The following is an 18,877-nucleotide window of genomic DNA, read 5'->3' as shown; positions in this document are numbered from 1 at the left end:
TTATGAATTACGAATTAGTTGACGGTATGAAGGTAATAATTATATGAATATCAAGCAATTTGTAGCTGAACTTTCTCAGCAAGGTGTGAAATTGTGGGTTGATGGTGAACAGTTGCGTGCTAATGCTCCAAAGGGAGTATTGACAGCAGAAACTCGTGACTTATTAGTTCAGAATAAAACAGAACTTATTTTGTGGCTGCACCAGAAAAATGAGTTAGCGAAGCTCACCGGAGGTATCGCCACTGATACTGATTTACCCCCGATCAAAGCCGATCGCACTCAGAACTTACCTTTGTCTTTTGGCCAAGAACAAATCTGGTTATTGAACCAGTTAGAACCAAATAACCCCTTTTACAACGAGCAAGCAGCTCTACGACTTCGTGGCAATCTAAACGTCGTGGCACTAGAGCAAAGCCTCAACAAAATTATTGCTCGCCACGAAGCCTTACGTACCAACTTCCGAACCTTTAACGAGCAGCCAATTCAGATAATTGCTGAAAGCTTAACCTTAAATTTGTCAGTAGTAGACCTAACAGAACTACCTGAAAGTGAAAAAGAAATCGCTTGCCAGCAATTAGCCACGGCAGAAGCTATTCGACCCTTTGACCTCGCTAACTCTGGTTTAATCCGAGCTTCTGTGCTTCAACTCACAGAGGTAGAACACGTCTTGTTACTAACATTACACCACATTGTCTTCGATGCTTGGTCAGTGGGTGTATTGATGCGGGAGTTAGCAACCATTTACTCAGCTCTGTGCAATAACTTTTCCCCAGAGCTACCTGAGCTACAAATTCAGTATGCCGACTTTGCTATTTGGCAACGGCAGTGGTTGCAAACAGAGGTACTCCAAAGGCAGCTTAACTACTGGCAGCAACTACTCAAAAACGCTCCTAGCTTACTAGAATTACCCACAGACAGACCTAGACCAGCCATTCAAACTTTCCGAGGAGCGCGTCAACATATAAAACTTTCAATTGAACTGAGTGAAGCACTTGCCAATTTTAGTAAGCAAGAAAAAGCCACCCTGTTCACGACGCTGTTCACAGCTTATGTTACCTTACTTTATCGCTATACAGGCTCTGATGACATTTTAGTGGGTACGCCCATTGCTAACCGCGATCGCTTGGAAACTGAAGACTTGATTGGCTTTTTTGTCAATACCTTAGTGCTACGTACTGATTTGTCAGGTAATCCCAGTTTTAAGCAGTTGCTGAGTCGAGTGCGTCAACTGATGTCGCAAGCTTACGCTCATTCAGACCTGCCCTTTGAGGAGTTAGTAAAAGCATTGCAGCCAGAACGGGATCTCAGCCATACACCGTTGTTTCAGGTGATGTTTCTCCTCCAAAATGCTTCCATATCTCAAGTGGATCTAACTGGGTTAACTGTCAGTCCATTAGTGACAGAAAGGACAACTGCCAAGTTTGATTTGACTTTATTCATGGAAAACACTAGCACTGGACTAGTGAGTACGTGGGAGTACAACACCGACTTGTTTGATCCAGGTACTATCGAGCGGATGGCGGGTCATTTTGTAACTTTGCTAGAAGGCATTGTTGCTAATCCCAAAGAGCAAATTTCGCAATTGCCCCTGCTGACAAAAGCGGAACAACGAAAGTTACTTGTCGAGTGGAACGATACTCAAACTGACTATCCCCTTGATAAGTGTATCCATCAGTTGTTTGAGGAGCAGGTGGAGCGTACACCAGATGCTGTAGCAGTGGTGTTTGAAAATCAACAACTGACTTACCAGCAATTGAACTGTCGCGCTAACCAGTTGGCACATTACTTGCAGTCTTTGGGTGTGAAAGCCGATGTGCTGGTCGGTTTATGTGTGGAGCGTTCATTAGAAATGGTAGTGGCATTGTTGGGAATTCTCAAGGCAGGTGGGGCTTATGTGCCACTTGACCCAGAATATCCCAGCGAGCGCCTGAGTTTCATGCTTGAAGATGCTCAAGTTTCAGTGCTACTAACCCAGCAGCGACTCCTTGAGAGACTGCCTGAGCATCAAGCACATCTTGTTTGCTTAGATACTGACTGGCAGGCAATTTCTAACTCAAGTCAGCATAATGCCATCACTGGTATACAACCTGGTAACTTAGGTTATGTGATTTACACCTCTGGTTCTACAGGTAAACCTAAAGGTGTAGCCATGAATCAGCTTGCTCTTTGCAATTTGATCCTGTGGCATCTGGAAAATTTGACAATTTCTAGTGGAGCAAAAACCCTGCAATTTGCTCCAATCAGCTTTGATGTCTCCTTCCAAGAAATATTTTCTACTTGGTGTTCTGGAGGCACATTGCTCTTAATTGGGGACGAATTGCGCCGCGATGCTTTGGCTTTGTTAGCTTTTCTCCAAGAAAAAGCTGTTGAGAGACTGTTTGTTCCCTTTGTTGCCTTACAGCAACTAGCTGAAGTAGCTGTTGGTAGTGAATCAGTTACTAGTAATCTCCGAGAAATCATTACTGCTGGCGAACAGTTGCAGATTACTCCCGCCATTTCTCATTGGTTAAGCAAACTAAGTGATTGTACTTTGCACAATCATTATGGGCCATCGGAGAGCCATGCAGTCACCACTTTTACTCTGACTAATTCCGTGGACACTTGGCCGCTACTTCCTCCGATTGGTCGTCCCATCGCTAATACACAAATGTATATCCTGGATAAGTATCTACAGCCTGTACCTATCGGTGTAGCAGGAAAATTATACATTGGTGGTGTCCCTTTAGCGCGTGGCTACCTCAACCAAGCTGACTTAACACAAGAAAAATTTATACCCAATCCCTTTCAAAGAGGCAGGGGGCAGGGAGCAGGGGGCAGGGGGGAAACAGAGAACCAATCCTCTAATTCCGTTCACGAAGAGTGTACGAAGTACTCACGCCTTTACAAAACTGGGGACTTAGCTCGTTATTTGTCTGATGGCAACATCGAATACTTGGGGCGAATTGATAACCAAGTAAAAATACGCGGTTTCCGCATTGAGTTAGGCGAGGTTGAAGCAGTACTGAGTCAACATGGTGATGTGCAGGCATGTTGTGTCATCGCCCGCGAAGATACTCCAGGTGATAAACACTTAGTCGCCTACATAGTGCCGCATCAGCATTGTACGCTCACAATCAGTGAACTGCGCCAATCCCTAAAAGCAAAACTGCCAGAGTACATGGTGCCAAATGGTTTTGTGATGTTGGAGTCCCTGCCACTAACTCCTAGCGGTAAAGTAGACCGCCGCATCCTACCCGCACCAGATTTACACAGCGAACTTAAAGACAAATATATAGCCCCGCGCACCCCCGTTGAAGAAATGCTGGCACAAATTTGGGCGCAAGTGCTGAAAGTAGAGCAAGTGGGCATTAATGATAACTTCTTTGAACTTGGAGGACACTCGCTACTAGCAACGCAACTGGTTTCACGCATCCGCAACATTTTCAAAGTGGAACTACCATTGCGTGAGTTGTTTGCCAAAGCGACAGTAGCGGAATTAGCACAAGCAATTGAGCAGTTGCAGCAACAGGACTTAGATATGTCTGCACTGCCTATCTTACCAAGACCAAAAAATGCAGACTTACCACTGTCTTTTGCTCAACAGCGTTTGTGGTTTTTAGACAAATTAGAGTCGAACAGTGCCTTATACAATTTATCCATAGCTTTACGTCTAGTCGGAAATATCAATCAAGTTGCTTTAGAGCAAAGCTTACAAGAAATTATTTATCGCCACGAAGCCTTACGTACCAATTTCGTCGCCGTTAACGGACAACCAACTCAAATCATCCAAACACAACCAAATTGGACAGTCTCAGCTGTTGAGTGTCAGCATTTATCCACAACCGAACAAGAAATAGCCGTACAGCAATTAGCACAAAAACAAGCTATTCAACCATTTGATCTGGCTAGTGAAGCATTAATTAGGGCTACATTAGTAGTTCTTAATGAGACAGAACACATCTTGTTAATGTGTATGCACCATGTAGTCTCTGATGCTTGGTCAATAGGTGTGTTTGTGCAAGAACTAGCAGCACTTTACAATGCTTATTCTCAAGGTCGACCATCACCTTTAACACCATTAGCGATTCAGTATGCAGATTTTGCCATCTGGCAGCGAAACTGGTTACAAGGAAATGTGCTGCAAAGCCATCTGAGTTACTGGCAACAGCAACTCAAAGATGCACCAGCTTTATTGTCGTTATCCACAGACCGACCCAGACCTGCTGTGCAGACTTTCGCTGGCACACATCAAGAGTTTGTACTATCAGTTGAGTTAACTAATAGATTGGTAAAACTAAGCCAAGAGCAAGGTTGTACTCTCTTTATGACTCTGTTAGCAGCTTATGATACCTTGCTTTATCGTTATACAGGATCTGATGACATTTTGGTTGGTTCACCGATCGCAAATCGCGATCGCAGTGAAATTGAAGGGTTAATTGGCTTTTTTGTCAATACCTTAGTGATGCGTACCAACTTGGCAGGCAACCCCAGTTTTAGCGAATTGCTCAATCGTGTTCGAGAAATGGCAATGGATGCTTATGCTCATCAGAGTTTGCCTTTTGAAATGCTAGTGGAAGCATTGCAGCCCCAACGGGATCTCAGTCATACACCACTGTTCCAAGTGATGTTTGCACTTCAGAATGCCCCCATATCTGAAGTAGAGCTTACTGGCTTAACTATCAGTTCTTTACCAGCAGCAGGTGCAACTTCCAAGTTTGATTTGTCTTTGTTAATGCAGACCACTGCTGCTGGACTAGTGGGTGTATGGGAATATAGCACTAATTTGTTTGATGCCAGCACAATCGAGCGGATGACTGGGCATTTTGTGACGTTGCTTGAAGGTATTGTTGCTAACCCACAGCAGAAGATTTTACAGTTACCTCTGCTGACAGAAGTTGAGCAACAGCAGTTATTAATTGAGTGGAATAATACTCAAGCGGATTATCTCCAGCATAAGTGTATCCATCAATTGTTTGAGGAACAGGTGGAGCGTACACCAGATGCTGTAGCTGTGGTGTTTGAAAATCAACAACTGACTTACTTTGAATTAAACTGCCGTGCCAATCAGTTAGCGCATTACCTGAAGTCTTTGGGCGTGGGAGCGGATGTGCTGGTTGGCTTGTGTGTTGAGCGATCGCTAGAGATGCTGGTAGGGCTACTGGGCATTCTCAAAGCGGGTGGAGCTTATGTGCCACTTGACCCAGACTATCCTCAAGACCGTTTGGCATATATGCTGAATGATTCACTCTTATCAGTTCTGTTGACTCAAGAGAAATTGCTCACTAGCTTACCAGAACATGGAGCGCGTGTAGTCTGCTTAGATAAAGACTGGGAAGACATATCTACCGAAAGTAAAGACAATCCTGTTAGTGACTCTACAACTGATAACTTAGCTTATGTCATTTACACATCAGGATCTACAGGTCAACCGAAAGGCACCTTAGTCAACCATTCAAATGTAGTTCGTCTATTTGCAGCGACAAATTCTTGGTACCACTTCAACCAAGATGATGTCTGGACACTATTCCACTCTTACGCTTTCGATTTCTCTGTTTGGGAAATTTGGGGTGCTTTGCTTTATGGTGGACGACTGGTAATAGTGCCCTACATGGTGACGCGATCGCCTGACTCTTTCTATGAATTGTTATGTCAAGAGAAAGTTACAATTCTCAATCAAACACCTTCAGCTTTCCGCCAGTTGATTCAAGCCGAACAGTCAATAGCAACTACTGGCGATTTGAACTTACGCTTGGTAATTTTCGGTGGAGAAGCCTTAGAACTAAAGAGTTTACAGCCTTGGTTTGAACGCCACGGCGACCAATTGCCACAGTTAGTAAATATGTATGGGATTACAGAAACTACTGTACACGTCACCTACCGTCCATTGAGCAAAGCCGATTTGAATGGCACGGCAAGTGTAATTGGTCGTCCGATTCGGGATTTACAGGTGTATGTGCTAGATGAACATCAAAAGCCAGTACCGATTGGGGTTCCTGGCGAGATGTCCGTTGGTGGTGCTGGGGTAGCGCGTGGCTATCTTAATCGCCCTGAACTCACAGCACAGAGGTTTATCTCTAATCCCTTTAGCAATAACCCAAAAGCACGACTATATAAATCCGGCGACTTAGCACGTTATTTGCCGAATGGCGAGTTGGAGTATTTAGGGCGCATCGATCAACAAGTGAAAATTCGCGGCTTCCGCATTGAGTTGGGAGAAATTGAGGCATTACTAGCGCAACACCCAGCCATCTGGGAAAGCGCGGTGCTGGTTCGGGAGGATGAACCGGGCGACAAACGTTTAGTGGCTTACGTAGTGTCAAAGACAGAACAATCTCCCACAGCCGCAGAACTACGTCGCTTCCTCAAACAAAAGCTGCCAGAGTACATGATACCAAATGCTTTTGTGCAGTTAGAAGCTCTACCATTGACAGCAAATGGTAAGGTAGATCGTCGCGCTTTGCCTGTACCTGACACCGCAAGACCAGAATTAGAAGATGTTTTTGTCGCGCCTAACACTCCAGAAGAGAAAATATTAGCCGCCATTTGGACTAAGGTTCTCGGCGTAGAACAAGTAGGTATTAATGATAACTTCTTTGCTTTAGGTGGGGATTCTATCCGTAGTATTCAAGTGCTGTCTCAAGCTAAAGAACAAGGTTTGAGTTTCTCTGTCCAACAGCTATTCAAATATCAGACGATTCACGAGCTAGTCCAAGAACTGAAAACACACAAAACACAAAAGAATGACATCACAGAATTAGAATTAACTCAACCATTCAGTCTGATTTCTCAAGCAGACAAACAGCAGTTACCTGATGGTCTAGAGGATGCCTATCCCCTTGCTATGCTGCAAATGGGAATGATTTACCACAGTGAGTACAGCCAAGATAGTGCAGTCTATCACGATATTTTCAGTTTCCACCTCAAAACCCCTTTTGATGTTCAACTTTTACAGGTTGCTATTCAAGATTTAGTCAATTATCACGCTGTACTGCGAACTTCATTTGAGCTTAGTAGTTTCAGTATTCCGTTGCAACTGGTTCATCAACAAGTTGAGATTCCCTTGCAGGTGGAAGATTGGTGTCATTTACATCATTCCCAGCAAAAAGAAGCCTTAGCTGCTTGGTTTGAAGTTGAAAAGAAACGGCATTTTGATTGGACTCATCCTCCCTTAGTGCGTTTCTTTGTTCATCGCCGCACACAAGAGGCATTTAATCTGACTGTGAGTTTCCACCACGCTATTCTCGATGGATGGAGTGTTGCCTCAATGATGAGTGAGTTTTTTAAGCGTTACTTGTCGCTTTTAGGCGAAGGAGTCGATTATGTATCACCACAATTTAGTCTTGCGTTCCGGGATTTTGTGGCTTTAGAGCAACAAGCGATCGCCTCATCGTCAACTGGGCGATACTGGAGTGAAAGGTTAAACGACAGCACTTTTACCAAATTACCTCGCTGGTCTTTTGTGCAAACAAATACCAATGTTCGAGAAGTTGGTGTGCAAGAGATAACTTTATCCCCTGAAATTTTTGCAGGCTTAAAACAACTGGCTCAGTCCGCAGAAGTTACACTCAAGAGTGTGTTGTTGGCTGCCCATCTGCGAGTATTAAATTTCCTCACTGGTGAGTTAGATGTAGTAACGGGTGTAGCAGCTAACGGACGACCTGAGCAAAGTGATGGTGAACGAGTCCTGGGACTATTCCTCAATACATTGCCATTCCGCCTGCAATTTGCTGGAGGCACTTGGACAGACCTGGTGCAACAAGTGTTTGCAGCAGAACGAGAAATGTTGCCACACCGCCGCTATCCTTTGGCAGAAATACAGAGGAGTTTGGGTGGTGAATCTCCTCTGTTTGAGACGGCGTTTAATTTCACCCATTTCCATATCTACGAACAGGTGCTGGGACTTGATAATTTGCAGCTGCTAGGTGGAAAGTTTTTTGAACAAACAAACTTTACTTTTCTTGCTCAATTCAGCGTCAGTCCCAGTTCCTCTGAGGTAGCACTGAATTTGAAATACGATCCCTGTGAGTTATGCTCCGAACAAATCAACAGGATTAGTGATTATTACCTCAGAGTTCTTGCTGCAATGGCGAACCAGCCACAAGGACGTTATGAGTTGCACTCTCTTGTTTCTTTAGAGGAGCGTCATCAACTTCTAGTGGAGTGGAACCAGACAGCAGTAGAATATCCCAAAGATAAATGCATTCACCAGTTGTTTGAAGCGCAAGTAGAACAAACACCCAATGCAACGGCGGTGATATTTGGGGATCAACACCTTACATATACCGAGTTAAACGCCAGAGCAAATCAACTCGCCCATTATCTACAAACCCTTGGGATCAAACCAGAAGTACTGGTTGGGTTGTGTGTGGAACGTTCATTAGAAATGATAGTGGGAATGTTGGGAATTCTCAAGGCGGGTGGAGCTTATGTACCTCTCGATCCAGAATATCCCCAAGAGCGCTTAAGCTTCATGCTCGAAGACACTCAGCTATCAGTCATATTGACTCAAGAAAAACTAGTTAACAAACTAGGCGATCGCCTCCGGCGCGGCTTTACCGAACGCGAAACTTGTGTAATTTCCTTGGACTCAAACTGGGATATCATCAGCCAACAAGCACAACACAACCCAACTACTAGCATCAAAGCTGATAACTTAGCTTATGTAATGTACACCTCTGGTTCTACAGGTCAACCCAAAGGCGTTAGCATTGTCCATCAAGGTGTAGTTCGATTAGTCAAAGAAAACAACTATGTGAGCATTTCTGCTCAAGATGTGATTGCACAAGCCTCAAATTATGCTTTTGACGCTGCAACCTTTGAAATTTGGGGTGCGCTACTGAACGGAGCGCGGTTAGTAGGGGTGAGCAAAGATTTGGCACTTTCGCCACAAGACTTTGCAGCCTTTATGCGATCGCAAAGTATCAGTGTGTTATTCTTGACAACTGCTTTGTTCAATCAAATTGCTCAAGAAGCCCCCTCTGCTTTTAATACAGTGCGCCATCTTCTATTTGGAGGAGAAGCGGTCGATCCTAAATGGGTCAAAGAAGTATTGAAAAATGGTGCGCCACAGCGATTACTGCACGTTTATGGGCCAACAGAGAATACAACATTTACTTCCTGGTACTTGGTGCAGGAAGTAAGTGAAGACGCTACGACTATTCCCATCGGGCAGCCAATTTCCAACACGCAAATCTATGTGTTAGATTCTCAACTACAGCCAGTGGGCGTTGGTCTACCTGGAGAACTATACATTGGGGGAGATGGTCTAGCAAGGGAGTACTTTAACCGACCAGAGTTAACACAACAAAAATTTATTCCCAACCCCTTTAGTTCTGACGAGCATTCGCGCCTCTACAAAACTGGTGATAAAGCACATTATTTAACAAATGGTAATATTGAATACTTGGGACGTATTGACAACCAAGTTAAAATACGCGGTTTTCGGATTGAGCTAGGCGAAATTGAAGCAATCCTGAGCCAACATGGTGATGTGCAGGTATCTTGCGTCATCCCCCGCGAAGATACCCCTGGTGATAAACGCTTAGTTGCTTATGTAGTCCCACATCAAGACTGTACACCCACAATCAGCAAACTGCGGCAATACCTGAAAGCAAAACTCCCAGACTACATGGTGCCAAATGCTTTTGTGATATTGGAGTCGTTGCCGCTAACTCATAACGGGAAAGTAGACCGGCGTGCTTTGCCCGCACCGGATTTATACAGCGAAATTTCAGACAAATATATAGCCCCGCGTACACCAGTCGAAGAAACACTGGCACAGATGTGGTCACAAATGCTGGGATTAAAGCAAGTAGGAATTCATGATAACTTCTTTGAACTAGGCGGACACTCGCTACTGGCAACACAAGTAGTTTCACGCATCCGCGATCGCTTCAAAGTCCAACTCCCTTTACCAGAATTTTTCAAGGCTGCAACAATAGCTGAACTAGCGCAATCTATCGGGAAGTTACAGCAACAAAACTTAGACCTAACTGTTCCACGCATTCTACCAAGGAGCAAAAGATGATGACTGAAGAATTACCCCTATCTTATGCTCAACAGCGTTTGTGGTTTTTAGACCAGTTAGAGCCGAACAGTGCTTTCTATAACATACCTATAGCTTTGCGTCTAGTAGGCAATCTCAATCAAGTAGCCTTAGAACAAAGCTTGCAAGAAATTATTCATCGCCATGAAGCATTACGCACCAACTTCATCACCGTTGATGGAAAACCTTCTCAAATTATTCACACAGAAACGAATTGGACAGTATCAGTTTTTGAATGGCAACATCTCTCACCAGCCGAACAAGAAATCGCTACACAGCAATTAGCGCAAGAACAAGCACTTCTTCCGTTTGACCTGGCAAATGAAGCATTAATCAGGGCGACATTAGTACTGCTGTCCCAGACAGAACACATTTTGTTAGTGTGTATGCACCACATTGTCTCTGATGGTTGGTCGATGGGTGTGTTTATCCAAGAATTAGCAGCACTGTACAAGGCTTATTCTCAAGGTGAGCCGTCACCTTTAGCACCACTACCCATTCAATATGCAGATTTTGCCATTTGGCAAAGGGAGTGGTTGCAAGGAGATGTACTGCAAACTCAATTAAGTTACTGGCAACAACAATTAAAAGATGCACCAGCCTTGTTGTCGTTACCCACAGACCGACCAAGACCTGCTGTACAGACTTTCGCTGGCGCAACTCAAGAATTTAAACTCTCAGTTGAGTTGACTAATAGACTGACAAAACTGAGCCAGGAGCGAGGCTGTACCCTCTTTATGACGCTTTTGGCAGCTTATCATACCCTACTTTACCGCTACACAGGTGTGGCAGATATTTTGGTGGGGACACCAATTGCCAACCGCGATCACAGTGAAATTGAGGGATTAATTGGCTTCTTTGTTAATACCTTAGTCATGCGTGCTGACTTATCAGGCAACCCCTCTTTTAGCCAATTACTCTCTCACGTTCGGGAAATAGCTCTAGGAGCCTATGTTCATCAGGAATTGCCTTTTGAAATGCTGGTGGAAACATTGCATCCAGAACGGAATCTGAGCCATACGCCACTTTTCCAAGTGATGTTTGCACTCCAGAATGCGCCTATGTCTCAAGTAGAGCTTGCTGGCTTAACTATCAGTTCTTTACCAGCAGAAAGGGCAACTGCTAAGTTTGATTTGAGTTTATCAATGCACAACTCTGCTAATTTTGCTGAGGCTTCGCCAACGACTACGCTCAGTACAGGTGCTGGATTAGTGGGTGTATGGGAGTATAGCACTGACTTATTTGATAGCAGCACAATTGAGCGGATGACTGGGCATTTTGTGACTTTGTTGGAAGGAATTGTTGCTAATCCAAAGGAGCGGATTTCACAATTGCCAATGCTTACACAAGTTGAACAGCATCAGTTATTAGTTGAATGGAACTCGACTCAAGCAGAATATCCTTTTGATAAGTGTATCCATGAGTTGTTTGAGGAGCAGGTTGAGTGTACTCCGGATGCTATAGCAGTTGTCTTTGAAAATCAACAACTGACTTACCAGCAATTGAATTGTCGCGCTAACCAGTTGGCGCATTACTTGCAGTCTTTGGGTGTAAAACCAGATACGTTGGTGGGTATTTGTGTAGAGCGATCGCTCTTAATGGTCGTGGGACTACTAGGTATTCTTAAGGCGGGTGGGGCATACTTGCCACTTGACCCAGATTATCCTCAAGAACGCTTGAGCTTTATGCTAGAAGATGCTCAAGTTTCAGTCCTACTGACCCAACAACAACTCCAAGAGAAGTTGCCTCAGCATCAAGCGCAGATTATATGTTTAGATACTGACTGGCAGTTTATTTCTCAGTCAAATCCAGACAATCTAATCACCCTTCGGGTTCGGCAGTTTCGACTCGACGGAAACCGCCAAGACTCGAACTGCCTCACTACTGTGCAAGCAGCTAACTTGGCCTATGTGATTTATACCTCTGGTTCTACCGGAAAGCCTAAGGGAGTAATGCTTTCTCACCGCAACCTTTGCAACCACATGTCCTGGATGCAAGCAACATTCCCCCTGACTGAAAAAGACAAAGTGCTACAGAAAACTCCCTTTAGCTTTGATGCCTCGGTTTGGGAATTCTACGCTCCTTTGTTAGTAGGTGGACAGTTGCTATTAGCTCAACCCGGAGGTCATGCTGATACTGCTTACCTGTTAAAGTTAATTGCCCAACAGCAGGTAACAACTGTTCAATTTGTACCATCTTTGTTACAAATACTTATAGAACAAGGAGGACTCGAAACTTGTCACTCCCTTAAACAAATCTTTTGTGGAGGTGAAGCCTTACCAGTTGCTCTGGAAGAGAACGTGTTAAGTAATCTCAATGTGAACTTGCACAATCTCTACGGGCCGACAGAAGCTTGTATTGATGCAACCTTCTGGACTTGCAAAGCAGGAATTGAACGACAAGTTGTCCCCATCGGTCGCGCGATCGCCAACACACAAATCTACATCTTAGATGAGTATCTGCAACCAGTACCCGTGGGTGTACCAGGAGAATTGCACATTGGTGGTGCAGGGATAGCAAGAGGCTACCTCAACCGTCCAGAGTTGACAAAAGAAAAATTCATTCTTAACCCTTTTAGCAATGAACTATATTCCCGCCTTTATAAAACTGGTGATTTAGCACGTTACTTACCGGATGGCACAATTGAATACCTGGGGCGTATTGACAACCAAGTAAAAATACGTGGTTTCCGTATCGAGTTGGGAGAAATTGAAGCACGGTTGAGCCAATATGAGGATGTACAAACGTGTTGTGTCATTGCTCGTGAAGACACGACTGGAGATAAACGCTTAGTCGCCTACGTAGTGCCGCATTTAGGACAAACTCCTACAGTCAGCCAGTTACGCTCTTTCCTCTCTGGTCAACTGCCACAGTACATGATGCCTCATGCTTTTGTGATGCTGGAGTCGTTGCCTCTTACTCCCAACGGCAAGGTAGACCGCCGCGCATTGCCTGCACCAGACTTTCGTGGAGAACTGGAAGTCAGTTTTGTAGGCCCACGCAATCAAACTGAAGAAATGCTAGCGCAGATTTGGGCAGAAGTTCTCAGACTAGAGCAAGTGGGCATTCATGATAACTTCTTTGAACTTGGCGGAGATTCTATTCTCAGTATTCAAATCATCAGCAGAGCCAAGCAAACAGGATTGCATTTGACTCTCAAGCAATTATTTGCACATCAAACGATCGCAGAATTAGCGACAGTGGAAAACATAGCAAGTGTTATCCACATAGAACAAGGATTAGTCACAGGGACATTACCTCTAACACCAATTCAACACTATTTCTTTGAGCAAAATTTACAACAGCCGCACCACTTTAATCAATCATTTCTGCTCTCAGTACCATCTGACCTCAAGCCAGAACTATTAAAGCAAGTATTGCAGCAATTGCTAGTACATCACGATGCTCTGCGCCTACGTTTTACACAATCTGAGTCCACTTGGCAGCAAAGTGAATCTGCTGTTACTAATAGCGTTGCCTTCTCTCATATAGACTTATCGGCACTTCCAGAAAGTGAGCAACAAACTGCTGTTGAAACTAAAGCGGCTTCCTTTCAGGCGAGTTTGAATCTGTCAGAAAATCTAGTGCAGGTTGCCTTTTTCCATCTGGGTATTGACAAAAGGGCGCGATTACTAATAGTCATCCATCACTTGGTAGTTGATGGTGTTTCTTGGCGGATTTTATTAGAGGATTTACAAACAGCTTATCAGCAACTTGCTCAAGGTAAAGCCATTGCCCTGACTGCCAAAACAACTTCTTTCAAAGATTGGTCTGAAAAATTAACAGCTTATGCACAATCACAAGCCCTCAAATCTGAAGTGGCTTATTGGCTGAATGAATCTCGCGCCGCAGTTCCTCTCATCCCAATTGACTATACACAAGGGGCGAATACTGTTACGTCTGCCAGTACAGTATCAGTGTCATTAAATGAGATCGAAACTCGTGCCTTACTGCAAGATGTGCCAAAGGCTTACAACACTCAGATTAATGATGTGCTACTGACTGCTTTGGTGCTGGTTTTGGCAAAATGGACTAACTCAAGCTCTGTGCTGTTCAATTTAGAAGGTCATGGGCGAGAAGATATTGTTGATGGTGTGGATTTGTCACGCACTATTGGTTGGTTTACGACCATTTTCCCTGTACTTGTGGAACTGGGAGCAACAGAAAATCCAGCAGATGCCTTAAAATCTGTCAAAGAACAACTGCGCGCTATTCCCAACAAAGGAATTGGCTACGGCTTATTGCGCTATCTGAGTCAGGATGCAGAAATTGCTGCTCAACTCCAAGCATGTGGGCAAGTAGAAATCAGTTTTAATTATTTGGGTCAATTCGATCAACTTCTCAATACATCTTCTTGGATGCAGCCAGCTTGTGAGTCTGCGGGACACAGCCAAAGTTTGCAGAACAACCGCGCTCATTTATTAGATATTAATAGCGTTATTACTGGAGAACGGTTGCAAATAGAGTGGATTTACAGCACTAATGTCCACCAGCAAGCCACGATCGCAACTCTGGCGCAAGATTTTGTTAAAACATTGCAAGGGTTGATTGCTCATTGTTCATCACCAGAGAGTGGAGGTTATACACCTTCAGATTTCTCTTTGGTGAAGCTAAACCAGCTAGAACTAGACCAACTGTTGGCAAGTTTAGGCAAAACTAACTCCAAGAATATTGAAGATATTTATCCACTTTCTCCCATGCAGCAGGGGATGCTGTTTGAAAGTTTGTATGCTCCAGATTCAGGAGTATATTTTGAGCAGTTAAGTTTTACTTTAAAAGGTGAGTTGAACGTAGCAGCTTTTGAGCAAGCTTGGCAGCAAGTGGTAGCACGGCATTCAATCTTGCGGACTGCTTTTGTTTGGGAACAATTAACCCAGCCACTTCAAATCGTGTCTCGGCAGCTAGATATTAATCTCAACAGATATGATTGGCAACAGCTATCTGTACAAGAACAGCAACAGCAATTAGAGCTTTTCTTACAGTCACAGCGAAAAGAGGGTTTCCAACTGAATCAAGCACCACTGATGAGCCTCAGCCTGATTCAATTGAGTGCGGGTAGTTATCAATTCATTTGGAGTTGTCATCATTTATTGCTTGATGGCTGGTCAACGCCTTTGATTTTCAAAGACTTATTATATTTTTATCAAGCAATTTCTCAAGGTGAAACTGTAGCCGTTCAACCAGCCCAAAACTATCGCAACTATATTGCTTGGCTACAGAAACAAGACTTAACCCAAGCTGAACAATTCTGGAGAGAAAAACTCCAAGGTTTTACCTCACCCACTTCTTTGATAGTTGATAAACCATCATCAAAACGACAGCGATTAAATTCTAGTTACAGCGAACAACAAATCCAACTGACAGAGCAAGCAACAGCTACCCTACAGACTTTTGTACGGCAGCATCAACTAACGATAAATAATTTGGTGCAAGCGACTTGGGCATTACTACTGAGTCGTTACAACCAAGAAAAAGATGTAGTTTTTGGTGCTACTGTGTCAGGTCGTCCGCCCTCTCTTGTCGGTATTGAGTCGATGGTGGGAATATTTATCAACACCTTGCCAGTACGAATGCAAGTTACAGATGATACCCAAGTCTTGGCTTTGTTGAAGGATTTACAAACACAACAAGTGGAGTCTGAGCAATACTCATATAACTCATTGGTAGATATTCAAGGCTGGAGTGAAGTTTCTAGAGGAACGCCTTTATTTGAGAGCATTGTTGTCTTTGAGAATTATCCTGTGGATGAGGCAGTAAAATCGCCTAATCACAGTTTCTCTATAGAAAGTATTCACAGCATTGAACAAACTAATTATCCGCTAACTGTAATTGCTGCTCCTGGTAAGCAATTGTTGGTGAAGATTAACTATGATACCAGCCGATTTGATGATGGTGCGATCGCTCGAATGTTAGGACATTTTCAAACATTGCTTGAGGGAATTGTTACTAATCCACAGCAGCGAATTTTGCAATTGCCTCTGCTGACAGCAACTGAGGAACAGCAGTTATTAGTCGAGTGGAACAACACTCAAGTTGATTATCTTCAAAATAAGTATAAGTGTATCCATCAGTTGTTTGAGGAGCAAGTAGAGCGTACTCCAGATGCGATCGCAGTTGTGTTTGAAAATCAACAACTGACTTACAACCAGTTGAATGCCAAAGCAAATCAGTTGGCGCACTACTTGCGCTCTTTGGGCGTAGGAGCCGATGTGTTGGTGGGTATTTGTGTGGAGCGATCGCTGGAGATGATCGTAGGACTACTGGGGATTCTTAAGGTGGGTGGGGCTTACGTGCCACTTGACACAAACTATCCTCAAGAACGCCTTAGTTTCATGTTAGAAGATGCGGCTGTTTCGATATTGTTGACTCAACAGCGACTCATTGAGAAACTACCTGAGCATCAAGCAAAACTTGTCTGTTTGGATACTAACTGGCAATTAATTTCCCAGTTTAGTCAGGACAATTTCATCTCTAATGTGCAAGCAACTAACTTAGGTTATGTGATTTACACCTCTGGTTCTACAGGTAAACCTAAAGGTGTAGCCATGAGTCAGCTTGCTCTTTGCAATTTGATCCTGTGGCAACTGGAAAATATGAAAATTTCTCGTGGAGCAAAAACTCTGCAATTTTCTCCAATCAGCTTTGATGCCTCCTTCCAAGAAATGTTCTCTACTTGGTATTCTGGAGGTACATTGATCTTGATTACGGAGGAATTGCGCCGAGATCCAGTGGCTTTGTTAGCTTTCATAGAAAACAAAGCGGTTGAGAGATTGTTTATTCCCTTTGTTGGCTTACAACAACTAGCTGAAGTCGCTGTTGGCGGTGAATTATTTACTAGTAATTTGCGGGAAATCATTACTGCTGGGGAACAGTTGCAAATTACTCCTGCCATTTCTCATTGGTTAAGCAAATTAACTGATGATTGTACTTTGCACAATCATTATGGGCCATCGGAAAGCCATGTAGTCACCACTTTTACTCTGACTAATTCAGTGGAGACTTGGCCGCTACTTCCTCCCATTGGACGACCAATTGCCAATACACAGATATACATTTTAGATAAATATCTACAGCCTATACCTATCGGTGTAGCAGGAGAATTATACATTGCTGGTATCCCTTTAGCGCGAGGCTACCTCAACCGACCTGAATTAACACTTGAGAGATTTATCCCCAATCCCTTTAGCACTGACACCTACTCCCGCCTGTATAAAACTGGAGATTTAGCACGCTATTTACCGGATGGAAACATTGAATACTTAGGACGCATCGACAATCAGGTTAAGGTGCGAGGCTTCCGGATCGAATTGGGAGAAGTAGAGGCAGTACTGAGCCAACATGGCGATGTGGAGGCATGTTGTGTCATCGCCCACAAAGACACTCCCGGCGATCAGCGCCTAGTTGCCTACATAGTGCCGCATCAGCACTGTACACCGACAATTAGCGAACTGCGCCATTTCCTCAAAGCAAAGCTGCCAGAGTACATGATACCCAATGGTTTTGTGATGTTGGAGTCCTTGCCCCTAACTCCTAGCGGCAAAGTAGACCGCCGCGCATTGAGAATACTTGATTTACATAGCGGTGACTCAGACAAATTTGTTGCACCACGTAACCAATTAGAACTGCAATTAGCACAAATCTGGTCAAGAATTTTGAAAGTTGACAAGGTGGGAGTACAAGATAACTTCTTTGACCTCGGTGGTCATTCCCTTTTAACTCCTTACTTAATGGCTCAAATTAAACAGCAGTTTGGTAAAGATATTCCTATAGCCAGCCTTTACCAAAATCCAACTATTGAACAGTTGGCAACTATTGTGCAAGCGGATTCGGATTCCTCAATTTGGTCTCCCTTAGTAGCAATTCAGCCGAACGGTTCCAAACCACCTTTGTTTTGCCTTCCAGGAGCTGCTGGTACTCCTTTCTACTTGTATGACTTAGCGCGTTGTCTGGGTTCAGACCAACCATTTTACAGTTTCCAAGCAAATGCTTTTTCTGGAGGATGGGAATCAATTACTCCAGTTGAGGATGTAGCCGCCCAGTACATTCAAGCACTCTTAGTTGTTCAACCGCAGGGGCCGTATTTTTTAGCAGGCCATTCTTTTGGCGGTAAATTAGCTTTTGAAATGGCGCAGCAGTTACTTCGCAAAGGACATAAGGTTTCTTTAGTTGCCATTCTTGATACTACAGCACCTTTTTATCAGGAAAAGCCCGAAGGTTTTGATTGGGATAATGTTAAATGGCTAGCTCAATTGGCAGGCGCAATCGAAATTGTTTACGCAAAGAACCTAGATATTTCTGACGATGCTCTTGAATGTTTGGTTTGGGAAGATCAACTGAAATACGTTCTAGAAAAATTAAAAAATGTTGATATCTTGCCTCCTGATGATGAAATTACGCAGCTTAATAATATGGTGCAATTGCTCAAAGCTAACTCTCTAGTTAATTATGTGCCACAACAGGTTTCTCCAATCCGAATTACCTTCTTGCGGGCCAGCGAAACTTCCGCAGTTGAAGAGTCTCATAGTGAAGTAATTTCTGAGATTTTGAAGGATTCGACTTGGGGCTGGAGCAAGTTTTCTACCGAGCCAGTGGATATCCATTTTGTCCCAGGCAACCATGTCACGATGATGAATCAACCACATGTTCAGGTCTTAGCCGAACGGTTGAAAGCTTGTATTGAAGAAGCACAGGAAACTACGGGTGACGGGGTATGAACCTTGTTTTGATAATCAGATTCTGCTGATAAGGAACATTTTTTTATGAAAGAGCGATCGCCTGACTCAGTGTTAATCAACACAAGTTTATATTAGTGATTAGTTAATTTTAAACATCAAAACAATAGTTATATCCTAT

General features: G+C 43.7%; 1 pseudogene. It reads left to right on the top strand.

What is annotated here, in order from left to right:
* Nucleotides 1-43: 43 nt before the first annotated feature.
* Nucleotides 44-18,738, top strand: a pseudogene (locus HWQ44_RS09210) (non-ribosomal peptide synthase/polyketide synthase); the annotation flags it as partial.
* Nucleotides 18,739-18,877: the final 139 nt, after the last annotated feature.

Source organism: Nostoc sp. JL34 (genome assembly GCF_017114945.1).
Classification (GTDB): domain Bacteria; phylum Cyanobacteriota; class Cyanobacteriia; order Cyanobacteriales; family Nostocaceae; genus Nostoc.
Note: the sequence above shows the minus strand (reverse complement) of the source record. Positions and strands in the feature narration are given on the sequence as shown.